The sequence below is a fragment of the Arthrobacter sp. MYb213 genome (assembly GCF_002979915.1).
GTDB lineage: Bacteria > Actinomycetota > Actinomycetes > Actinomycetales > Micrococcaceae > Glutamicibacter.
In genome coordinates, this window is the sequence record NZ_PCQA01000001.1 from 883,890 (window position 1) to 907,165 (window position 23,276).

The following is a 23,276-nucleotide window of genomic DNA, read 5'->3' on the forward strand; positions in this document are numbered from 1 at the left end:
TTTTTTGAAAGACCTTGGGATGACCTTCTAGTCCAGGTCCTCTTTCAGCAACGCGACATCCGAAACCAACTCGATATGCTCACCCATCGCATTTGCAGCTCCCGCAGAGTCGCCACGACGGATGGCATCAGCAATCTTCTTGTGAGATTCCAAGGACCGCTCCGGGCGTCCCGGCTGTCCCAAGGACTCGATACGCGTTTCTAGCACCATTTCGGCAATGAACGTCATCAATTTCTGCAAAACGGCCGATTTGGCTGCTGCCGTCACCGCTTCGTGGAAGAGCTCATCTCCATGCGCGCCGCGGCCGCCCTCTTGGATTTCTTCAGTCATCACCAACAGCGCATGATCAATTTTTTTCAAATCTTCTTCGGTACGTCGCTCAGCGGCAAGACCTGCAAGTTTCACTTCCAGAGTGCTACGTGCCTCGACTATTTCGGGCAATCGCGATTCATGTTCCCGTAATTCTCGCAACACTGTGGCAACCGATGGTCGGTAGCGCAAAACCGCGCCTGTGCCGTGTTGAACATCAATTACGCCTAGCACTTCAAGTGCAACCAGGGCCTGGGCGAGGGTAGCGCGAGAGACGCCAAGCTGTTCTGCCAGTTCGCGTTCGGCAGGCAAGTGATCCCCGGGGCCCAGTTTTTCTTCCTCTACGTAAGCGAGGATTTGTGTCATTAACTGCTCGTATAACCGCGGACGTTGCACCTTTGCAAACTGCCGGGGCTTTTTCACCTCAGCCACGATTACTCCTTCATAAAAAATGTGTCTTGGATCAAACCTACACCGAAAATTCGCTTGACAAGACACTCAGAGTCTAGGAGGCTAGGCCAGTAGGCCAGTGATTTGAATCACAGGCCAAATTCAATCACACGGCCTTCAAGAAAAGGACTCCCCATGTCTGTAGCGCTTGTCTCCATCATCGTTCTGGCGGTGATGTTCATAATTGCCACGATGTTCCCAATCAACATGGGTGCTCTGGCATTCGTAGGTGCCTTCCTACTTGGCACCATATTCCTAGGCATGGACGCCAAAGATATTCTCGCGAATTTCCCCGGCGGGCTGTTCCTGACCTTGGTCGGGGTGACTTATCTATTCGCCATCGCTCAAAATAACGGGACGATCGATATCTTGGTCGAGAAAGCGGTCAAGCTTGTCGACAACCGAATTTCTCTGATCCCCTGGGTTATGTTCGTCATTACCGCCGCCATCACTTCCATCGGCGCGCTAGGCCCGGCAGCGGTAGCAATCATCGCGCCTATCGCTTTGACCTTCGCACAGAAGTACAAGATCAATCCTCTGATGATGGGCATGCTGGTAGTCCACGGCGCCCAAGCCGGTGGCTTCTCCCCCATCGCCGTCTACGGCGTCATCGTCAACGGCCTCATCGATGATGCTGGATTCCCATTCAGCCCCACCGCACTATTCCTCACCAGCTTTGTCTTCAACCTAGTTATCGCAGTCGTGTTGTACCTTGTACTGGGCGGCAAAAAGCTGGCTGGACAGCGCGCCGGCGCAATCGCCGAACGCGTTGCTGAAGCACGTCTCTCGGTATCGGTAGGCGCACGCTCCTCCGATGTCGATTTCAAGGGCAGCGGTTCAGGAACTTACGGACCACGTGATCCTGCCGGTGACGGAGCAGCACCGAAGGTTCCAGGCCAGCGCTTCGGCCAGATCATGACCATCGTTGGCCTAATCGCTCTCGCAGTTATCGCGTTGGGCTTCAAGGTTGACGTTGGATTTGTATCCATCACCATCGCAGTGTTCCTGGCACTAGTGAACCCCGCCGGCCAAAAAGGTGCGGTCAACAAGATTAGCTGGTCCACCGTACTTCTCATTTGCGGCATGCTGACCTTCGTCGGAGTGCTGGAAGAAGCTGGCACCATCGAATACGCTTCCAATGCGGTAGCCACCTTGGGCGCACCGCTTCTGGCTGCTCTGCTGATTTGCTACATCGGTGCACTCGTCTCCGCCTTCGCCTCATCGACCGCTATCCTTGCAGCGCTCATCCCACTGGCCATCCCGTTCTTGAACTCAGGTTCAATCAGCGCTGTCGGTCTGATCTGTGCACTGGCAATTGCCTCCACCGTGGTAGACGTATCTCCGTTCTCCACCAATGGCGCGCTGGTCTTGGCCAATGCTCCCGAAGGCACCGACAAGGACCGCTTCTACAAGCAGGTACTTGGCTACGGAGGCATCGTGGTGCTGGTTGGCCCGCTATTGGCCTGGGCCACTCTGGTCCTGCCCGGCTGGCTATAACCCACCACATAATCATTAAATCTGAGATTTCCTAGGAGGAACGTTGAGTTCTATTACAGCTGTCGCCAGCAAGATGCAGGCAGACACCGCCGGACCATTAAATGGATACGTTGTTCTGGATCTGACCCGCGCGCTAGCCGGACCACATGCGGCGATGATGATGGGTGATTTAGGTGCCAAGGTCATCAAGGTGGAAGCCATGGAAGTCGGAGATGACACCCGTGGTTGGGGTCCTCCCTTCGTTGGCCCAGACGATAAACCGCAGGCCACCTACTTTCTTTCCTGCAATCGAAACAAGGAATCCCTGTCGCTGAACCTCAAAGATTCTGCACACAAGGAAAAATTGGTGGAGTTGGTCAAAAGCTCGGACGTGTTGATGGAGAATTTCCGTACCGGAGTATTGGACCGTCTCGGCTTCAGCATGCAACGACTGCATGAGCTCAACCCCCGCTTGGTAATCATGTCCATCACCGGTTTTGGCCACGACGGTCCTGAAGCCCACCGCAGCGGTTATGACCAGATCCTGCAGGGCGAAGCAGGGCTAATGTCCATCACTGGTTCCGGACCGGATGATCCGCAGAAGGTGGGCGTTCCGATTGCCGATCTGCTCTCCGGAATGTACGGGGCCTATGGTGCGCTTGCAGCATTACTAGAACGCGAGAAAACCGGACGCGGACAGGTAGTGCGCACCTCATTATTGGCTTCAATCGTTGGGGTCCACGCCTTCCAGGGAACTCGCGCCACCGTAGCCGGGCAGAACCCACAAGCAATCGGAAACCACCACCCTTCCATTTCCCCCTATGGGCTCTACGGGTGCGGTGATGGCAAGGTGCAAATCAGCATTGGCAGCGAAAAGCTCTGGGCTAAATTCGCCGGCACCTTCGGTCTTCCAGCAGAAGATCCTCGGTTCGCTTCAAATGCTTCGCGGGTCGAATACCGTGTACAGCTCAATGGCCTAATTGAAGAGGCATTCAGCAGCTATGGTGCCCAAGAGCTATTGAAACTACTAGACGAAGCTGGCATTCCCTCTGGCAAAGTTCGCACTATCGAAGAGGTCTACCAATGGGATCAGGTCAAATCTCAAGGATTGGTAGTAGAGGTAGAACATGAGGTCTTAGGCAAGATCGATTTGCCTGGCCCACCCCTACGTTTCTTCGATCCTGTCACCGAGCAGGAACTGACCAAAACCCAGCACAGTGCGCCACCGGTACTCAACGCGGATGCTGAGGCTATCGAACAGTGGCTGCACAGCGTCAAGGAGAATTAGTCATGAGCACCAAAACCGCCCGCATCGGTGCCGCCGAACTGCTCGACACCGTGCTGGATCAAGGCTCCTTTGAATCTTGGGACACCACACCTCAACAGCCACCACTGAGCGAAAGCTACGCAACGGATCTGGAAGCCGCCCGGATGAAGAGTGGCGCTGATGAATCGGTACTCACCGGCAAAGGCCTCATCCAAGGGCGCCCCGTGGCGATCATTGTTTCGGAATTCAGTTTCCTTGCCGGTTCTATCGGGCAGGCCGCGGTGAAGCGAATCGTCGCTGCAATCACCAAAGCGACCGCACAAGGATTACCCTTGCTCGCTGGCCCCGCTTCTGGCGGTACCCGCATGCAAGAGGGCACCCTCGCTTTTCTGGGCATGATCGCAATCACCGACGCGGTGCGGAGGCACAAGGAAGCCGGTCTGCCTTATCTGGTGTACTTGCGTCACCCCACCACCGGCGGAGTCATGGCCTCTTGGGGATCGCTGGGCCACATCACAGTGGCCGAACCCGGAGCCCTGCTCGGCTTCCTAGGCCCGCGAGTTTATGAGGCGCTGTACGGGCAGAAGTTCCCGGATGGGGTGCAAGTCTCGGAAAACCTGTTCCGCAAGGGTCTCATTGACGCTGTAGTTACCCCTCAAGAATTAGCTGACTTAGTAGTGCGAGCCTTAGGTATCTTGCAGCCCACTGAACAGTCGAGCAGCTTCCCGGCGCCTACCGGGTTGCCTGCCGTGCATCCCGATACGGACGTTTGGGAGTCGGTAGAGATCAGCCGACATCCCCGGCGCCCGGATACCCGGATGATTTTAGCTAGCGCCGATGACGTGCTTCCACTCAATGGGACAGGGCAGGGTGAAAACGATCCGGGACTGATCCTCGCGTTAGCCCGCTTCGGAGATCAATCCGCAGTAGTTCTTGGCCAGCAACGTCCACGACACCCTGACACGGTGAGCATGGGTCCGGCATCCTTACGTGAGGCCCGTCGAGGCATGCAATTGGCCGAAGAATTGGGACTGCCCTTGGTGACCATCATCGATACCACCGGAGCCGAACTTTCGGTAGAGGCTGAAGAAGGCGGACTCGCCGGAGAAATCGCCCGGTCACTAAGTGACTTGATCGGGCTACGCTCCCCCTCGGTGTCCGTATTGCTGGGCCAAGGAACTGGCGGGGCTGCACTGGCACTACTCCCGGCGGACCGAACCATTGCAGCGCAGCATTCGTGGCTTTCTCCGCTCCCACCGGAAGGGGCCAGCGCCATCATGCACCGCAGCGTGGAATTTGCCCCACAGATGGCACGAAGCCAACGCATCGGAGTGGATTCACTGTGCCAGTTCGGATTGATTGACCACGTGGTTCAAGAGTTCGAGGAAGCAGCTGCACACCCTAGGGCTTTCGGCCAACGACTCAGCGCCGCCATCGCCGCGGAAATCTCGCTAGCGCGGGTCATTACAGAATCTGACCGGCTTGACCGCAGGAGGCGTAAGTTCCAGAACCTAGGGAATGTCGACGCCTAGCTGTCTTCCACCGTAGACTCAGAAATCGCTGAATCTGAACTCGTTGCCCGCACAGATACTGTGTGGGCAACGAGCTGCGCACACAACCATGGGCCACGGCTAAGCCATTGCCAAGAATGGCATCTGCTTGGAATCCAACCGCCCAGTTGTCCGGCTTTCCTAGCAATACCCAACGAGACTTCTTCCCGCCTCAGTTCCGGCGCAAATTAGAACCCACCAGATTGTCCGCGTAGATCCCGGATGACATATTAGGTTGGATTGAACGGTTGTCTCCTAGGCGGACTATTCGGAAGGTCAGAGTACTAATCACACCAGAGTAGATAACACTGGAACTGTCCTGTGGCGTCTACGTCCGCAACTCTCGCAAACGGGGTTGGCAATGACTCGCAGTGTAGCGAAATGACTCCCAAAATGTCGTCGATTGCCGAACTGACGGACACCACCGGAAGAACGTTCGATAGTGCAGATAAAGATGCCCACGTCCAAGATTGCGAACTAGCCGCTGCAAAGATCCAAAGGAATTCGGTAATTGCACAAGTTGAACTCCATTCCTTCCGTCTTCCGTTCTTTGTTTCGCTCGTAGTTCGTTAGATCCCAGCACCCAAAGCGCTACAGCCAATACGCAGACACCAGCAAGTCCCCCACCAAACATCACACCCGAGCTGGCAGAGAAGGCGAAGTTCTACCGGCCTAAACCCCCTAGAATTGAGACTATGACTGCAACGCTGGTGGCCAAGGACCTTTCCGGGGGCCATGCCGATCGAACTCTCTTCTCCAAACTGAGCTTCACCCTCTCTCCAAGGGATGTATATGGAATCGTAGGGGCCAACGGCGCCGGAAAAACCACGTTGCTTCGTCTCCTCGCCGGCGTTGATGAACCTATGGGTGGCACCGTTTCCACCGCACCTGATGGTGCATTCATCGGTTGGATGCCCCAGGAACACGACCGCCTTGAAGGCGAAACTATCGCCGAGTATCTAGCTCGCCGCACCGGTTGCGCGCAGGCCACGGCGGCCATGGAAGCGACCGCCGAGGCTCTGGGCTCTGGAGCTCCGGGCGCAGATGACGCTTACGCGTTGGCCTTTGACCACTGGATGGCCTCGGGCGCCATGGACTTGGATGACCGCGCTCCGGAAGTACTTGCGGAACTTGGCTTTGAGCTTCCCACCGATTCATTGATGACTGCACTCTCCGGCGGCCAGGTAGCGCGCATCGCTTTGGCCGCACTATTGCTGAGCCGATTTGATATCGTCCTGCTTGATGAGCCAACTAATGACCTGGATTTGGCCGGACTAGAAAGACTCGAAACCTTTATCAATTCATTGCGCGCCGGCGTGGTTCTGGTATCTCACGACCGTGAATTCTTGGCTCGCTGTACTACCGGGATTGTGGAGCTGGATCTAGCGCAGAACCAAGTCGCAGTTTACGAAGGCGGCTATGATTCCTACCTTGAGGAACGGGACATCAACCGTCGTCATGCGCGTGAAGCCTATGACGAATACTCGGACAAAAAAGCGGATCTAGTCTCCCGGGCCCGCACCCAGCGTGAATGGTCTTCCCAGGGCGTTCGTAATGCCATGAAGAAGAGTCCAGATAATGACAAGCTGCGCCGCAAAGCATTCAATGAGTCCTCAGAAAAACAGGCGCAAAAGGTCCGCCAAATGGAGTCGCGGATTAAGCGTCTGGACGAGGTCGTTGAACCGCGTAAAGAATGGGTGTTGCAGTTTGAAATCGCTGCGGCCCCACGTTCTTCCACCGTGGTGTCAACGCTCAATGAGGTGGCGCTGAACCGCGTACACTTTAGCTTCGGCCCACTGTCAATACAGCTAAACGCCGGAGAGCGCATCGGCATCACCGGTCCCAACGGCGCCGGAAAATCGACATTGCTCAACCTGTTGCTGGGCAAGATCACCGCTGATTCGGGAAGTGCCTCACTGGGCGCCTCGGTGAAGATTGGTGAAATCGATCAGGCCCGCAGCTACCTCCCGGCCGATCTTCCCCTAGGAGAAGCATTCGAGCTGGAACTACCGGAAATGACTTCAGCGGACGCCCGGACCTTGCTCGCAAAATTTGGCTTGAAAGCCAACCAAAGCGCCTCGCTGGTCTCCGCGCTCTCCCCCGGTGAACGTACCCGTGCAGGTTTAGCTCTCTTGCAAGCACGCGGTGTCAACCTGTTGGTACTTGATGAGCCAACTAACCACTTGGACCTCCCAGCAATTGAGCAGCTTGAAGAAGCTTTAGAATCCTATGAGGGTGCGTTACTGCTAGTAACTCACGACCGACGGATGCTTGAAAATGTGCGACTCGACGCACGCTGGGAACTTGCAGATGGGCAGTTGACGGTACGGCACTAAATAGCACTTGGCTTGGGAGGAAAAAGTTGACTATCTTCTTTTACTCACTATTACAAGTTTTTGTCCCTACCGGACAGTTACTTCACAGTTATTCAAAGTAAGCTGTAGGTATGGGAGCCGAGTTTTTCAGTTCTTTCGACTGTAAAGTCGACGCCTATCACCCGAGGATGTTTTCTTGAGCAGTAGCTCCGTGCTGGACCCCGCAGGCCCGTCGGTCAAACCGGGAGATCCTAAAAGCTTTTTCCACGTCAAAAAATTGGTCGGCGATGCAGGACTAATCCAGCGCCGTCGAGGACACTACCTTGGCATAGCCATCGTATTGACGGTCCTTCTGGCCGGCACCATCGCAGGATTCATACTTCTCGGTGACAGCTGGTTCCAGCTACTCATGGCTGGCGCATTGGGTCTCTTGCTGACACAGTTCGCGTTCTTGGCTCACGAGGCGGCCCACCGCCAAATCCTTGCCTCACACAAGCGCAACGACAAGCTTGGTCAGTTCTTGGCAAATATTGTTGTCGGCATCAGCTACCAATGGTGGATGAACAAGCACAATAAGCACCACGCGACACCAAACACCGTCGGCAAAGATCCGGATATCGAGTGGGATACCATCTCGTTCCAGACCGAAGATGCTAAACGTCAGCGCGGTTTCCTGAAGTGGATCACCCACCGTCAGGGCTACCTGTTCTTCCCGCTGCTTACGCTTGAAGGCTTGAACCTTCATATGCACTCGATCAAGTACCTCTTCAAAGCAACCCGCGTGAAGAACCGTAAGCGTGAAATGGTTGGCATTGCGTTGCGTATCGCAATTTACTTGGCCATCATCTTCTACTTCTTGCCATTAGGTATGGCTTTCGCCTTCCTTGGTGTGCAGCTGGCAGTCTTCGGCGTTTACATGGGTGCTTCATTCGCACCGAACCACAAGGGTATGCCTATGGTTCCGGAGAATGCCCGGATCGATTTCTTCTCCCGACAGGTACTGACCGGACGTAACGTCATGGCCAAGTCCAACTGGGGAAATCGCATCTTGTCCCACGTATACGGCGGTCTGAACTACCAGGTGGAGCACCACCTGTTCCCTTCGATGCCACGTGCCAATTTGGCCGCAGTGTCCACCATCGTTCGCCAGTACTGCGACGAACACCAGATCCCATACACCATTGCCAGTGTGCGTGAATCCTACTCACAGGTCATCACCTACCTGAACAAGGTCGGTCTTTCGGCTCGCGATCCATTCGATTGCCCGATGATCAGCGGATACCGCACCATCTAGTTCCACAGACTAAAACAAAAGACTTCGGCGATGAACCATATGGTTCATCGCCGAAGTCTTTTTGGTTGTTCTACGGCCGATTACCGAACGCGTTTGAGTGTGCCAAGCTCCGCATTTTCTGCATCCAATACCAGCATGCTGTCACCACTAATTTGGGCAGTATCTGCTGAGGAGAGCCACGGGTCGATTCCAAGACAGTACATCTTGGTGCTACTCAACTGGTCAAAGTGGATCTCTCCGTCTTTGTCAGCCCACCGCCCCGCAATACGGTTACATCCATCGTTGCCCGACACTTTCCCATCTGCTGAAAGTTCAATCCAGGGTTTGCCGCCGGCTTGCTCTCCCCACACGCCCTCGGGCGCTGACGCGTCACCGGAAGACGAGGCGCAGGAGGCCAAGGCAAACATAAGTAGTGGGATGGTGAGGACCACGGTAAGGCGCTTCATATCTCCAGCGTAGAGGGATCCGAAGATTCTTCCAACGCATTAACTCAGATTCGCCGGTACTACCCGGTGCGTCCCAATACTCCACCCAGCTTCAGGGTAGATACCGGCTAGCGCTAGCTCAGGGAGACCAGGTCCCGGTGTCCCCTGCGTAGATCAGCAATGGCCACGCACATGGTGATCAGTACCAGCACTGCGATGGCGACAAAGGACAAACTCATCGCGTTAGTCCAGCCCGACAGGTGATTGACTCCGTAAAAGATCGCGGTAATCACCGCAATACCTACCGCCGTACCAATACGTTGAGAGGTCTGCATCAGCCCACCGGCGCTGCCGGAGTTTTCCACGGGTACCTCCATCAACGTCAGCGTCTGGTTGGGCGAAATAATGAAACCTTGGGCCACCCCAATAAATGACAGTGCCAGCATCATCCACCAGATATTCAACCCTGCGCGTGATTCCAGCTCCACTACGGCCACCGTGGCCAGCAGTCCAAAGAGTGCACTGGCGGTACCGAACACAATCATCTTGCGCCCGATACTCATCACGTAATTTCCGGCCAATTGCGAGCTCACCGCAGAGAGCAGTGCCGCCGGAAGACAGATCAGTCCGGCTTCCAGCGCGCTGAAGTCCAGTGCGCTCTGGACATAGATGGCCACGAGCACCCATACGCTGCTGACACCCATGAAATACAGCCCGGCAATCAGTGAGCCGTTGGTAAAGCTGGAAATTTTGAAAAGGGCCAGTTCCACCATCGGGGCACGTCCACGCGCCTTATATTTCTTCTCCCAGTAAACCCAGAAAACCAAGATCGCCAGCCCCACTACCAGCAGTGCCCACAACGCAGGATTTTCGCGTCCTTGGACGAATGGAAGCAGGAAGGCCAGCAACCCCACCGCCAGTAAGACCCCTCCTACGGGGTCGAGGTCCAGTTTTCCAGTGCCGCGGATCAACAATGGGCGAGGCAACCACAACAAGGCCAGGAGTACCGCGATGATTCCGACTGGAACATTGATCAAAAAGGTCCAACGCCAGCCGGCATCTGGGCCGAGCCAGCCGATCAAGAAACCGCCAAGTACCGGGCCGATAGCCACCGAAACGCCGATGACCGTGCCCAACAGCCCGTAAGCGCGTCCGCGCTCATGACCTTTAAAGTGCTGTTGAATCATGCCCATAACCTGCGGGTTCAACAGGCCAGAACCAAATCCCATAATGAAACGTGCGATATTCAGGCTGGTGGGATCCGGAGCTAGGCCGGCGTAGATTGAGGAGAGGGTAAAGATGATCACTCCGGCCACAAACATCACCCCGCGCCCCAGCACATCTCCGGCGCGTCCGGCGGCAACGAGCACCACACCGAAGGTTAGCGCGTATCCGGCGAGCACCCACTGCATATCGGCTTCGGTGGCGCCGAGGGTGGACTCAATGGATGGCAACACCACGTTGACGATGCTAACCGAAACCAAAGACATAAACATCGTCGCTAGGAGCACCCCCAGCAAGCGCCACCGTGCCGCGGAGGATAAGGGCTCGGGCAGCTTGTGATCGTGCTGTGGCATGGTCCAACTTTCAACTGGTAGGCCGATACCTGACGAACTTTGCAGGAGGTCCAAAAATTTATGGCAACAAGTACTCAAGCGTCCTAGGCGAGGAAGTTATTCCCTAATGACCGTCAGTTTCTCGCAAGAATCGCTTCGATGGAGAGGATTCGCATCTCCACTAGTTCAGCGAAGATCTCGTCGCTGGTCTGTTCGGGGAGCTCAAGCGATGCCCGGCACAGGGGCGCATCCACCTCTGGGTAGTTATCTAGCCAGCGTTCGGCCACCACTCTGGTGACTACGTCGCGGTATTGCTCCGGAGCGCGGTCATAGGGGTAGTCATACTTCAGTGCGAAGCCAAGCACATCCTGCTCTAAGCAACGTGACAGACTGACCGCATTTTTTAGTGGCAGACCAATGTCTACAAAAAACTTCAGTAAACGTTCGAGCAACTCGGTGTGCCTGGGCCCAATATCGGCGGTCACACTTTCTTCCATTCCCACCAAGGTGGCACGTGGGAACATCCGATAGACCGCGCGTGAGCGGTTGTAGGCTTCGCCCACGGATTCACGCCAGTTCTCCGGATCAAAATCGATAAACGGAGCCTGTTCCACAAACTGCGCTACCGCGAGGTTGATAATCTCTTGTCGGTCAGCCACGTAGTTATACAGTGCCCGCGGGGTCACGGAGAACTCTGTTGCCAACCGGTGCATAGTCACCGCGGAGAATCCTTCACTTCCGGCGATGTGCAGGGCACGGGTAGCTAATTCGTCACGTGAGAACGTCGCCCAATTTGAGTCTTTTCGGGGTCGGCCTCGCCCACGCTTAGCTGGCGGTGTCGGCGGAAAATTTGGGGCGTCGCTCATAGATCCATTCTAAGCAGTCGTGCACTTATATTCCGGAACCTACTTGGCTGTTCGTCCTACTGTCGTTCCTCAGTTTCGAGAACAGATCTAATACAGGGCCAGCAGCTTGCGTACCCGCTCGTGCCACAGTCCACCGGCGAGCGCTAAATGCCCGACGGCGAATGCCAGTCCCCCAACGACCCAGGTGTCGATTAATGCTGGTTGGCCTAGATTGCCAAAAGCGACAGCTAGTCCGGTGGCAATGACTAAGATCCCGAAGGTAATCAATGCTATTTGGACCCAGAATTTGCGGGTGGGCAGGAGAACTGCCAATAGCCCCAAGACAATCGCGGGTGCAATGATCAGCCAGATGTTACTGGTGCTCTCCTCTAAGGCTGGACGCACCGCCCATACCAGTCCTAATAGCACCAGCAAGGCACCTGAAATTAACCAGAGCGCTCCGGGATGAGCCATCGAGCCACGCATCATGATCATCGGGGTAAGTACCTGCGCCCAAAGCAACACGGTGATCGGGATGAAATACAGCCCAATGCCGGCGGCACCAAGGATCACTACGAGCGTGAAGAGTACCGCACCGAGTACTCCAAGAATCCACGTGATCTTATTTTGCGCCCAGAGCCGCAGTGCGCTGAACAACACTGGAAGCACCGCAAGCCAGATGATCTGAGCACCCACTTTGGCTTCCCACGTGGTCAACATAGTTTCTGCCAACGCTGTGCCCGCTGACTCGGCAGTGGCAATCGGACCGAAGTACAGCACCACTGCAGTCAGCAGAGCAAAGGCAAGGATCGGCCAGCCAAGAATTCGATTCAAGAATTCTTTGCCACTACGTACCGCTAAAGCTTCGGGTTCGGTCCGCCGGAACTTTTCGGCTCGCATAGCTGCGGTACCGAGTTGCTCAAATAGCTCTACCTGATTGCGGCCGCGTCCTGGCAGTTGACGGATCTTCGCGTCGGATTGTTCAATGATCCTGTTTCGCTCTTCAGCGTTCAGGTGTCCCAATTCGAGGCGCAATTGATCCAAGTATTTGCGTGCTGCGCGTGGGAGGCGTGACTTCATGAGGCTTACTTTAGCCGGTGCGCTGCCCAGTTTGGCGGATGCCAACGTTGCATCTGACACAGGGTGTCTGATGACGTGGTGTCCGCTTTTCCTGTTTCGAAAAAGCTATTTGCCGGCTCCTGCGGTCAGACCGCCCACAATGTATTTCTGCAAGAACAAGAACAGTGCCATGACCGGGATGGCTGCGAGCACCGCGCCAGCGGCAAACACCGACCAGTTTGAGGTGAATTCTTCAGAGACGTAGGAGTACAGCCCCACCGCGAGCGTTTGATTCTCCGGGCTGACCAACACCACGGAGGCGATCACAAAGTCACTGGTGGTGGAGATGAATGACAGCAATCCCACCACTGCAAGGATTGGTGCCACCAGCCGCAGGATCATGGTGAAGAAGATTCGCGCATGCCCGGCCCCATCAATCTTGGCAGCCTCATCAATTTCTATCGGCACGGTATTGAAGAACCCGTACATTAGGTAGGTGTTTACACCCAGTGCGCCACCGAGATACACCATGATCAATGCAATCTGATTGTCGATACCCAATGCTGGGTACACATCGCCCAGCGTGGTGAGCAGAATAAAGATTGCCACCACCGCCAGCAGCTGCGGGAAAATCTGGACTACCAACAAGGACACCAGGCCAAAGCGGCGTCCTTTAAAGCGCATCCGGCTAAAGCTGTAGGCGGCTAGTGCACCGAGCAGTACGGAGGCGGCCGCGGTAGTTAGTCCGATAAACATCGTGTTAGCAAACCAGGCGGCGAAGGGACGCTGCTGGTTAGCGAAAAGCTTCTCGTAACTTTCAAACCCGACGGTGCTGAAGAATCCGTTGGAGGAAAGCAGCGTGCCGTTGGGATTGAGTGATGCAGAGAGAACATAGAGCAGTGGGAAGGCCGCGTAAATGCACAGTGCCACACCAATGAGGTGGCGCCAGCCGGTGGCTGCGAACCACTGACCGAAAGTCTTTTTTGGTGCCTTGGATGAGATTGAGGTTGCAGTGCTCATTAGTTCAATTCCTCCAGAGCTTTGGTCTGCTTAAAGCTGATAACCGCGATCAGCGAAACGATCAAGAAGATGATGATGGAGAACGCGCTAGCCAGCCCATAGTCGCGTTGTGAGCCAACGAACGCCACCTTGTAGACCATCGAAATAAGGATGTCCGTGGAACCCACGTTCATGGCTCCACCCTCCAAGCGTGGTCCGCCCTCGGTGAGCATGTAGATGATGTTGAAGTTGTTGAAATTGAATGCGAAGGAAGAAATCAGTAGTGGTGCTACCGAGACAAGCAACAGTGGCATCTTGATCAATCGGAAGATCTGGAACGGTTTCGCACCGTCAATCTTCGCCGCTTCGGAGAGCTCTTCTGGAATCGACTGCAAGGCACCAGTGCAGACAAGGAACATATACGGGAATCCAAGCCAAAGGTTGACCCAGAGCACGGAGAACTTTGCCAACCACGGGTCGGTTAGCCAGGGAATCGAAGCTCCGTTGAAAAGTACCTGGTTAACAAAACCGAAGTCTTTGTTCAGCATGCCTGCCCAGACCAAGCCGCCAAGGAATGCCGGGAACGCGTAAGGCAGGATCGAGATGACTCGGTAAATCTTGCGTCCCTTCATTCGCAGGTCGTTGAACACTATTGCGAGGAATAATCCAAGGAAGAAGGTCGTGGCAACCGAGAGGAACGCGAAGACGAAGGTCCATACGGTGACCGAGATCAGTGAGCTGCGAATCGACGAGTCGGTGATAGCCCGAGTGAAGTTATCAAAACCTACGTTGATGGACCAGCCCGGCATCAGCTGTTCACCATCCGGTGCGCTGTAGGCGCCCACGCCGGTGTCGCTATATACCGTGCCGGTGATCGAGTCGGTCATCGTATCGGCACCCTTGTCATAGACCAGGGTGGAAGTGTACTGGTAGGCGGTCCGTCCATCAGAGGTGCGAAGCGTTCCCTGAGTCGGGTCTTCATTCATGGGAACCGCTAGGGACGTGACTTCCTGTTGCCTGCCGAGTAGATCAGCGAAGTTCAGTTGCGTATATTTGCCAAGTTCTGCCGGGTCAATAGGTGCCAGTGGGTCATCGGAGTCCCCCACCAGCTGTTGGCCTTCACGCTCCACCAGGAGCGCTAGCCCGTCGGCGCCATCGAGTACCGTCACCGGGTAGCTTGCCGAATCAGGCACCCGTTGCTGATTGGTTTGCAACAGCGACATGATCGCGTCGTCTTGATCCGAGTTATGCCCGGATCCATAGTTGGTAAAGGCGATATAACCGGTGTACCCAATGACAAAAACTTGGAAAATCAACAGGAATACGGCGCCAGGTGCCAGATACTTAGCCGGCAGCCACCCTCGCTTGAGATAGATGACGTTGATCAATAAGGTAATGACCCCGATGATGCTGGCAATAAGCACCGCGTCTTTGGCTATCGCGAGGAAAATTGCAAAAACTGCGGTGGCATCTAGGATCGCCAGCGCCAAAATCTTGAAGAGCATCGTGCCCAGTCCGCCGCTAAATTGGAGCGAAGTACTTTTTTCCCTCGAAGAACGTTCGGGGGCGTCTTCTGGTGGCGCGGTGGTTTTGAGATTCATCTACGTGGTCCTTGAACGATTCTGCCAGCGGTTGTCGGAGTGGTTAAGCCGGGGTGTGAGTCCAAAACTTACACCCCGACCAACGCAGAACTACTTGGAAATTGCTGCTTCGATGTCGTTAGCCATCTTGTCCCAGCGCTTGACAGGGTCCTTGGCCTTACCGGAGATGATGTCAGCTTCGGCAACACCCCAGAATTCCCATACCGCAGCCATTTCTGGAACGTTAGGCATCGGAACACCATTGGCGCCAACTTCACCGAAGGCCGCAACCACTTCATCAGACTTCGCTGCTTCGAAAGCTGCCTTGTTTGCTGGTGGTCGGTCGCCAACCTTGTATAGCTCGGTCTGAACCGCTTCGGTACCAATGTAGTTGGTCAAAAATTCGGTAGCTGCCAGCAGATTTTCGGTCTTCGAAGAGACGAAGAATCCCTGGACTGCTACGAAAGGTTGTGCAGGCTCGCCGCCGGCGCTTGGGATTGGGTCAATGGACAACTCAATCTTGGCTTTTTCGGCCGCTTCAACGTTCCATGGGCCGGTAATCAAGAATGGTGAATCGCCGGAAACAAACTTTTCCTTGGCAATATCGGAGTCCACCGAGGTTTTCAGTGTTCCTTCTTTGCCCTGCTCAGCCATCCACTTAGCGAATTTCTCGCCGCCTGCGTTATTCAGTTCCAGCTTGCTTGCGTCATAGCCGCCATCGGCATCAGTGCCGAAGACCGGTGCCCCGAACGAGGTCTGGAATGGGTAAAGATGGAATGGATCACCAGTTTCGGAGACCTGCACCAAGAATGGGAAGTCTGCCCCTGACTTTTCACCGGCGGTGATCATGTCGTCAAAGGTGGCTGGTGCTTTATCGGCCAGTTTGGTGTTGCGTAGTAGTGCCAAGTTTTCGGTGGCGTAAGGGACACCGTAGGCTTTTCCTTCATAGCTCATCGCGTTGACCGCAACGTCTTGGAAGTCTGCAGCTTTGTCGCCCAGCTCTACCGGCTGAACCACACCGTTATTGACGAGGTTGCCCAACCAGTCATGGGCGCCGATGGTGATATCAGGACCCTTGCCCGTAGGTACCTGACGCAGGAAATCTTCTTGAATCTTCGAGAAATCCTTGATCACCAGATCTACCTTCACGCCGCTGGCGGCTTGGAAGTCCTTGGCAGCCTGTTTCAGTACTGGCTCTCGGTTTGCGTCAACCCATACGGTCAACGATCCGGCTTCAGCTGGCGCGGAGGCAGAAGCCGCAGGCGAGCTGGAAGTGGTGGGTTCGGTCGTAGTGCCGGATCCGCCGCAGGCGGTCAGCGAGAGTGCGGCGATGGCCGTCATGGCCCCGCCGACAATCAGGGAGCGAGCGTTCACCTTCATTGGTGTACCTTTCGTGACAACCTCGGTCCAATGGGTTGGACCGGGCGGATCTGAGCGTCGAAGGATTTCGACAGATATGTAAGCGTTTCCAGAGTGACATAGATCATTGAAGTTTGCAACACTCTGCAAGGAATCAATCATTCTTAGCGGGGACTATTGGCTACCTTTATCGGAAGGTTACGAATTACTGGAAGCGTTTACAAACACTTCCTCATCGCCTATCGTTACCGTCATGACTCAAACGCGCGCGCTCTCGACCATGCCATCAACCGAGCCCGGCTCGGAATGGTGGCGCACCTCGGTGATCTACCAGATCTATCCACGCTCCTTCGCAGATGCAAACGGAGACGGAATCGGAGATTTGCAAGGCATTACCTCCCGCCTGGAATCGCTGGCCCAAATGGATATAGACGCAATCTGGCTCTCCCCCTTTTTCACCTCACCCCAAAAAGATGGTGGCTACGACGTCTCGAACTATGTGGACGTGGACCCGCTCTTTGGCACCTTGGCCGACTACGACGCAATGGTGGCCCGCGCCCATGAGCTTGGATTACGCGTCATCATTGATCTCGTTCCAAACCACTGCTCCGATCAGCATCCTTGGTTCCAGGAAGCCTTAAACTCCCCGGCTGGCTCCCCCGAACGCGACCGCTTTATCTTCCGCGACGCCGAAGAAGGAACTGTGCCCAATAACTGGGAATCGGTGTTCGGAGGACCTATGTGGACCCGGACCACCAACGAAGACGGCACCCCGGGCCAGGTCTACCTGCATATCTTTGATTCCTCACAACCGGACTTCAACTGGCACAACGAGGAAGTCCGTGCGATGTTCCGCGATGTACTGCGCTTCTGGCTAGATCGCGGCACCGATGGTTTCCGTGTGGACGTTGCCCACGGCATGATCAAGGCAGAAGGGCTTCCAGATTTCACCCCAGATCCCAAGGGCGCATCCATGGGTGGAACCGAGGAGCTTGCCCCGTGGTGGGGTCAGGACGGCGTGCATGAAATCTACCGTGACTGGCGAACCGTCATGAATGAATATGAGGGCCAGCGCGTGCTCTGCGCCGAAGCCTGGGTCAACCCACTAGATCTGATGGCCAAGTGGGTGCGTGAAGATGAAATGCATCAAGCCTTCAATTTCCCTTATCTCAGCACCGGCTGGGATGCCACGGCACTGCGTGAAGTAATCAATGAGTCAATCTCAGCCTTCGGCGCGGTCGGCGCACCGAGCACCTGGGTACTGTCCAACCACGATGTGGTGCGCCACGCCTCACGGTTAGCACTCACCGCAGACAACCCGCAGGGTGAAGGCATCGGTCCACTGACCCCAAACCATCCAGATCCGGTCATCGGTTTGCGTCGCGCCCGGGCCGCCTCCACGCTCATGCTTGCACTACCCGGTGGCGCCTACCTCTATCAGGGTGAAGAGCTCGGCTTACCCGAAGCCATGGAGCTACCGGACGAGGCACGCCAAGACCCGACCTGGTTCCGCACCAATCACGAGCGCTACGGCCGAGACGGCTGCCGTGTCCCGCTTCCTTGGGAAGCCGACGCCCCGGCCTACGGATTTAACACCACCGGAGAAAGCTGGCTACCCCAGCCCGAACAGTGGGCCGGTTATGCGCGTTCATTGCAGGAAAACGACGCCGACTCAACGCTGCACCTCTACCAAGAACTTCTACGTTTGCGCCGCGAACATGCACTGGGTTCCGGAGACGTGCAGTGGTTGGCTAGCAATGATGAGAAGCTACTGACTCTGAAAAATGGCTCGGTTATTATCGTGATGAATTTTTGTGCGGACCCGGTGCGCTTGCCGGAAGAGCTAGCGAAACTACCGCGTCTGGTCGCCAGTGCCTTGCAGAGCTCGGACGCGAGCATTGAAGGCGAAACTGCACTGTGGCTTGACGCAACGCGTAGCTAGCGTCCGGTAAGCTCAAAAAGTAGCTGTGGCGTCCACTAGGTGGTCGCCACAGCACTAGACATACTTCGTGAAAGGGTCATCTTGGCCAGCATCAAAGACGTGGCTGAGGCCGCAGGCGTCTCCATCGCCACCGTCTCTAGGGCCCTGTCGGGTCGCGGAAACGTCTCGGCCACCACCCTCGCCGCGGTCCGCCGGGCAGCACACGAGCTGGACTACGTGGTTTCCGCCAGCGCCTCAGGTCTGGCCTCGGGCCGTACCCGGAATATCGGCGTGCTGGTACCAATGATTAACCGCTGGTATTACGGGTCGGTGCTTGAAGGCATTAGCGCGGCACTGATGCGTGAAGGTTATGACACCACCTTGTATCAGCTGAGCAAGGAAGTAGACCAACGCGAAAAGGTATTCTCTGACTTCCTGCTACGCCAACGGGTAGACGCGGTCATCGCAGTCAACGTGGAGTTAGGCGAGGCGGAGATGAAAGCCCTGCACGCACTGGATAAACCACTGGTAGGAGTAGGCGGACCATTACCCGGCGCTCCCACCCTTTTCTGGGATGAAGAAGCGGTGGCGGCCTTAGCCACCGAGCACCTCATCGCGCTGGGCCACACACGTATCGCACACATTGGTGGCAGCCAAGAAACCGATCAGGACTTCCACTTACCTACCCGCCGCCGAGCAGGGTACGAACGCGCCATGCGTGAGGCTTCGCTGACCGTAGATGACCGCCTCTACCTGGGCGCCGACTTCAGTATGGCCCAGGGCTATCAGGCGGCAAAGCAGTTGCTCGGCCACCCGGTGAATCGTCCCACCGCCATTTTTGCTGCCAGCGATGAAATGGCCATCGGTGCGATGCTCGCCGCCCGGGACTTAGGCCTGCAGCTGCCCCATGATCTGTCGGTGATCGGTATCGATAACCACGAACTTGCAGACATGTTCGGGTTGACCACCATTGAGCAGCGACCCCACCAGCAGGGGGAAACTGCGGTAGCCATGTTGTTGCGCACCATTCGCGGTTTAGAGCCAGCTCAGGGCCATCCCATTGAACATCGGCTGATTGTGCGTTCATCAACAACGCGCCCACCGGCATAATGCCAGCGAGCGCGTTGTTGTTGTTATTCAGTTCTACCTGCCATTAGTTAGCGAACGGTAGGAACTTCTTCGTCCTCAACTTCTTCGAGGTGCAGGTTACGTCCCTGTGTTTCGCCCACCCAAAGTACCGCGGCGACGGAGATGATGGTCAACACCATAATGTAGATCGCGATGGAACCGGACCATCCGGTGGAGGTCAGCAAGACCTGCGCCACGGTAGCGGCGAAGGCGCCACCGAGAATCGAACCCAGTGCGTAACCAATCGAGATACCCGAGTAGCGGATACGAGCCGGGAACATCTCTGCGTACATGGCCGACTGTGGACCGTAGGACAGACCCAGGCCAATGGTGAGCACGAAGATACCCACGGTGTAAAGCACGATATTTCCGGTGTCCACCAACATGAACATTGGAATCATCCAGACAAATACGATGCCGTAACCGAGCAAGAAGGTGTTCCGGCGTCCAAACTTATCCGAGAGCCAGCCACCGACCAGCGTGAAGATCAGCCAGCCGACTGAGCCAACGGTGGTAGCCAGCAAGACTGGAGCCAGTTCCATCTTCAGCACCTTGGTGGTGTAGGAGATGAAGAAGGCGATCACCAGGTAACCGGCGGCATTGTTCGAAACGAAGATCAAAGCAGCTTGCATTACCGGCTTCAGGTGCCCGGTCATCAGTTCCTTCAGCGGCGTATGCTCGGAGGCCTTACGCTGAGCCATAGCCTTGAATACTGGGGATTCTTCCACTGCACGGCGGATCATGTAACCAACCAAGATCAGCACTACCGACAGGAGGAATGGAATACGCCAGCCCCAAGCGAGGAACTGCTCTGGAGTCATCGAGACACGCAGGATGTAGAGCAGACCGGTTGCCAAGATCATGCCGATAGGCACACCGATTTGCGGGAAGGCTCCGAAGTAACCGCGACGGGCATCCGGTGCGTGCTCCACTGCCATCAATGCTGCGCCGCCCCATTCGCCGCCTGCAGAGAAGCCCTGGATCACACGCAGTAGTACCAGCAAGATGGGTGCTCCGACGCCAATGGCGGCGTAGGTTGGCAGCACACCGATCAATGCGGTGGCCGCACCCATGAGGATCAAGGTCAGCACCAGAATCTTCTTACGTCCGTAGCGGTCACCTAAGTGTCCTGCCACGATGGCGCCCAAGGGGCGGAAGAAGAAAGAGATGCCAATCATGGCAAAGGACAGGATCTGGGCTACCGCTGGATTTGATTCACCGAGCGGTTCTAGGAACAGCGGGGTCAACAGCGTCGCGGTGAGCTGAGCGAAAATGAAGAAGTCGTACCACTCGATGGTGGTACCTACCAGGGTGCCGGCCAGAACGCGCCGTTCTTCCTGGGTACGTGATGCAGTTGTAGACATGTGCGAGTGTCCTCAGATGAAGATGCGGATAATTACCGACCGTTCGGACGGGTAATAGATACATAGTAAACTAGTAGTGACTGTCCTCACAAGTTGCAGTATTCACAATCTCATACAACAGTTCAAAAAAAGAATTCGCTGTTCGGATAAAGAACCCCTAGACTCGAATTAAGTACACCCAGCGTCGAGTCTAAGGCTGCCTGTGCACCGAAGAAATCGGGGCCAGCGCCGGAATGAAGAAGATGTCATCCTCGCAAACCCTATCTCGCGGAATTCAAGCCTTAGAGATTGTTGCCGAGTCCCCGGTCAACCTCACCATCGCGGAAATCGCTGAGCGGCTCGACGTCCATCGCTCCATCGCCTACCGCATCCTGCGTACGCTCGAAGAACACCGCCTGCTCAGCCGCGATGAATCCGGCAGGATTCGTTCAGCCTCAGGGCTAGCAGTCCTTGCCCGCTCCGTGCAGCGCGACCTGCAATCTGCCGCGTTGCCCGAGCTCACTAGGCTTGCCAACGAACTGTCCATGACGGCGTTCTTGGCCGTCTGGGAACACGATATGTGCACCACCTTGCAGTCGGTCGAACCGGTACATTCAGGCAGCGCCATTGTGCACCGTCCCGGCTCCGTGCACGGGATGGATATTGGCGCGCCAGGTATCGCCATCCAATCCCAATACACGCGCAGCCAATGGGACGCGATGGAGACCGGCATTGAGTACCGCGAGCCTGCGCGCACCGCACGGATTGAGGGCTATTCCACCAGTGAGGACGAGGTGATCCAAGGCGTCACCGCCATAGCGGTACCGATTACCCACACCGGACCCACCCCGGCAGCCATTGCGGTCATCTTCGCTACCAGCACCGTCGATACCCGTGAACACATTATCCGTGCGCTGAAGGAAGCGGCACTAAACGTAGGCGACGAACTCAGCTAAAAACTTAGCCCCCTCAGATTTAAGCACCGAAGGCTCCTTTCCCACAGGGAAAGGAGACTTCGATTTAACGCTCTTTAGTTAGCGTACGCGTCGCAAGGACGGAGCCTTTGCAACGATCAGCTTCATCAGCAGAGCCGCGAGCAAGATCAGGAACGCCGCAGCGGTAGAGACCCAGTAGGCCCCGAGATAACCGGAAGATTCTGCCAACACTCCGGCCAAACCGTTACCGACTGATGTGCCCACCACGATTCCTGCTGACAGCAGCGTCATCACTGTGGACAATAGCTTCGGCGGAGCAACCTCGCCGCCCAAGGTCATCCCCGTGACGATCACCGGACCGACAGCAAAACCTGCCACGAACAGTGCGAACAGCATCCAGGGCACGGAGCTGGCATAGTGCAATCCAAAGCTGGCAATAGTCAGCGCCACACCGCAGGTGATCCAGCGGTTGATTTGACTAAATCCCTGTGGCCATGAGGCCACAGATATCGCTGCCAACGCACTGGAAAGACCCATTGCGCCGTAGAGCAAGCCACCCTGATTGGAGTTACCCAGTGCGCCGGCAAATGCCAACGTGCCGGCGGCGGATGAGCCAAAGACCGTGCCTAAACCAATCATGCCAAGTACTAGCGCACCGATGGCGGCCACTTGCGCCTTAGAGATGCGCACCTTCACTTCGTGTTCGCCACTACCGTGAGGTTTCACCTCGTCGACAGTGCGGTGTTTGGCAAAGGTAGGAACCAACACCACGGTGAGTACCGCAGCGATCAGCAGCGGCAAAGTTGGGTGTACCAACGAGGCTAAAAGACCTACGGCCACCGGCCCGAAGACGAAGCCAAGCTCGTCCAGCATCGATTCTAGGCTCAACGCAGCGGTAAGTACCTTAGGATTCTTTTGCTGCCTGCGCGTCATTGAAATCCAGCGCACTCGCGACATTGGTCCGACCTGCGGACCACTGGCTCCCGCAAGCAAGGAGATCAGGACGAGCACACCGACCAGCATGTTCGAACCGCTATTGCCGTACCAGGTCAACAGCAGAAGCAAAATGGTATGCAAGATTGAGGCTGGAATTAGCACCGGACGCTGACCGAAGCGGTCCGCGAGCATTCCGATACTCGGCCCGCCAACGGCAGAACCAAGTCCCACCATGGCAGCGCTTAAACCACCGAGCGCATAGGATCCGGAGCTTGCAGTCACCAGGGTCATCGACCCAATGGTGAGCATTGCCAGGGGCAATCTAGCAAAGAAAGATAGCGGAACGTAAGCCGTTCCAACCATAGGAACCAGTGAAGAGAACCCTGGTTTAGGTTCTATTTTTTGGTTCGGTTCATTGGACAACATATGTTGAGTCAACAATTCTCCACAACAAAGCGTGTGTCGTCCCACGCCCCCCGACACACAAAATTTCCCAGACATGCCTAATGGCACTACCTTCAAGATACCA

General features: G+C 55.9%; 18 protein-coding genes. 8 read left to right on the forward strand and 10 right to left on the reverse strand.

Annotated features, from left to right (window positions below; translation table 11 throughout):
- Positions 1–27: 27 nt before the first annotated feature.
- Complete coding sequence (locus tag CQ011_RS04100) at positions 28–741, reverse strand: FadR/GntR family transcriptional regulator (protein WP_286161082.1); 714 nt, start codon at positions 739–741, stop codon at positions 28–30.
- 153 nt (positions 742–894) lie between these two features.
- Between CQ011_RS04100 and CQ011_RS04105 the strand changes: the two genes are divergently transcribed.
- The 5 genes from CQ011_RS04105 to CQ011_RS04130 all read left to right on the forward strand — a co-directional run bounded on the left by CQ011_RS04105 (position 895) and on the right by CQ011_RS04130 (position 8,661).
- Positions 895–2,256 carry an SLC13 family permease gene (locus CQ011_RS04105; RefSeq protein ID WP_105674848.1) on the forward strand — a complete coding sequence of 454 codons (1,362 nt, stop codon included), beginning with the start codon at positions 895–897 and terminating at the stop codon, positions 2,254–2,256.
- Between the two features lie 73 nt (positions 2,257–2,329).
- The gene (locus tag CQ011_RS04110) at positions 2,330–3,523 is read left to right on the forward strand and encodes a CaiB/BaiF CoA transferase family protein (RefSeq protein ID WP_105674850.1); all 1,194 of its coding nucleotides are present in this window, start codon (positions 2,330–2,332) and stop codon (positions 3,521–3,523) included.
- A 2-nt stretch (positions 3,524–3,525) separates the two neighbouring features.
- Positions 3,526–5,034, forward strand: a complete 1,509-nt coding sequence (locus CQ011_RS04115; protein ID WP_105674852.1) for a carboxyl transferase domain-containing protein — start codon at positions 3,526–3,528, stop codon at positions 5,032–5,034.
- 713 nt (positions 5,035–5,747) lie between these two features.
- A complete protein-coding gene (locus CQ011_RS04125) occupies positions 5,748–7,388 on the forward strand; it encodes an ABC-F family ATP-binding cassette domain-containing protein (RefSeq protein ID WP_105674856.1) in 1,641 nt (546 codons plus the stop codon).
- A 175-nt stretch (positions 7,389–7,563) separates the two neighbouring features.
- On the forward strand, positions 7,564–8,661 hold the full coding sequence (locus tag CQ011_RS04130) for a fatty acid desaturase family protein (RefSeq protein WP_105674858.1): 1,098 nt from the start codon (positions 7,564–7,566) through the stop codon (positions 8,659–8,661).
- 80 nt (positions 8,662–8,741) lie between these two features.
- Here the strand turns inward: CQ011_RS04130 and CQ011_RS04135 are convergent, their stop codons facing one another.
- The 7 genes from CQ011_RS04135 to CQ011_RS04165 form a co-directional block, all read right to left on the reverse strand.
- Positions 8,742–9,107 carry an META domain-containing protein gene (locus CQ011_RS04135; RefSeq protein ID WP_286161083.1) on the reverse strand — a complete coding sequence of 122 codons (366 nt, stop codon included), beginning with the start codon at positions 9,105–9,107 and terminating at the stop codon, positions 8,742–8,744.
- Between the two features lie 113 nt (positions 9,108–9,220).
- Complete coding sequence (locus tag CQ011_RS04140) at positions 9,221–10,663, reverse strand: MFS transporter (protein ID WP_105674860.1); 1,443 nt, start codon at positions 10,661–10,663, stop codon at positions 9,221–9,223.
- Between the two features lie 113 nt (positions 10,664–10,776).
- Positions 10,777–11,508, reverse strand: coding sequence for a TetR/AcrR family transcriptional regulator (locus CQ011_RS04145; RefSeq protein WP_105674862.1), 732 nt, complete (start codon positions 11,506–11,508; stop codon positions 10,777–10,779).
- A gap of 87 nt (positions 11,509–11,595) precedes the next feature.
- Positions 11,596–12,567: a DUF1700 domain-containing protein gene (locus CQ011_RS04150; RefSeq protein ID WP_146112559.1), complete on the reverse strand. Its 972-nt coding sequence runs from the start codon at positions 12,565–12,567 to the stop codon at positions 11,596–11,598.
- Between the two features lie 105 nt (positions 12,568–12,672).
- Entirely contained in the window at positions 12,673–13,566 is an 894-nt protein-coding gene (locus tag CQ011_RS04155; RefSeq protein ID WP_105674866.1) for a sugar ABC transporter permease, read from the reverse strand.
- Entirely contained in the window at positions 13,566–15,146 is a 1,581-nt protein-coding gene (locus CQ011_RS04160) for an ABC transporter permease subunit (RefSeq protein ID WP_105674868.1), read from the reverse strand. Before CQ011_RS04160 ends, CQ011_RS04155 begins: the two co-directional genes overlap by 1 nt.
- 90 nt (positions 15,147–15,236) lie before the next feature.
- On the reverse strand, positions 15,237–16,505 hold the full coding sequence (locus tag CQ011_RS04165) for a sugar ABC transporter substrate-binding protein (RefSeq protein WP_105674870.1): 1,269 nt from the start codon (positions 16,503–16,505) through the stop codon (positions 15,237–15,239).
- Between the two features lie 232 nt (positions 16,506–16,737).
- On the opposite strand from CQ011_RS04165, the gene CQ011_RS04170 reads away from it, so the two are divergent.
- On the forward strand, positions 16,738–18,426 hold the full coding sequence (locus CQ011_RS04170) for a glycoside hydrolase family 13 protein (RefSeq protein WP_219844179.1): 1,689 nt from the start codon (positions 16,738–16,740) through the stop codon (positions 18,424–18,426).
- Between the two features lie 81 nt (positions 18,427–18,507).
- Positions 18,508–19,515 (forward strand): LacI family DNA-binding transcriptional regulator, encoded by a 1,008-nt coding sequence (locus tag CQ011_RS04175; RefSeq protein WP_105675068.1) that lies wholly within the window; start codon positions 18,508–18,510, stop codon positions 19,513–19,515.
- A gap of 47 nt (positions 19,516–19,562) precedes the next feature.
- On the opposite strand, the gene CQ011_RS04180 is transcribed toward CQ011_RS04175, so the two are convergent.
- Positions 19,563–20,897, reverse strand: coding sequence for an MFS transporter (locus tag CQ011_RS04180; protein ID WP_105674872.1), 1,335 nt, complete (start codon positions 20,895–20,897; stop codon positions 19,563–19,565).
- 242 nt (positions 20,898–21,139) lie between these two features.
- On the opposite strand from CQ011_RS04180, the gene CQ011_RS04185 reads away from it, so the two are divergent.
- Positions 21,140–21,832 carry an IclR family transcriptional regulator gene (locus CQ011_RS04185; RefSeq protein WP_105675070.1) on the forward strand — a complete coding sequence of 231 codons (693 nt, stop codon included), beginning with the start codon at positions 21,140–21,142 and terminating at the stop codon, positions 21,830–21,832.
- A 78-nt stretch (positions 21,833–21,910) separates the two neighbouring features.
- Here the strand turns inward: CQ011_RS04185 and CQ011_RS04190 are convergent, their stop codons facing one another.
- The gene (locus CQ011_RS04190; protein WP_286161084.1) at positions 21,911–23,110 is read right to left on the reverse strand and encodes an MFS transporter; all 1,200 of its coding nucleotides are present in this window, start codon (positions 23,108–23,110) and stop codon (positions 21,911–21,913) included.
- Positions 23,111–23,276: the final 166 nt, after the last annotated feature.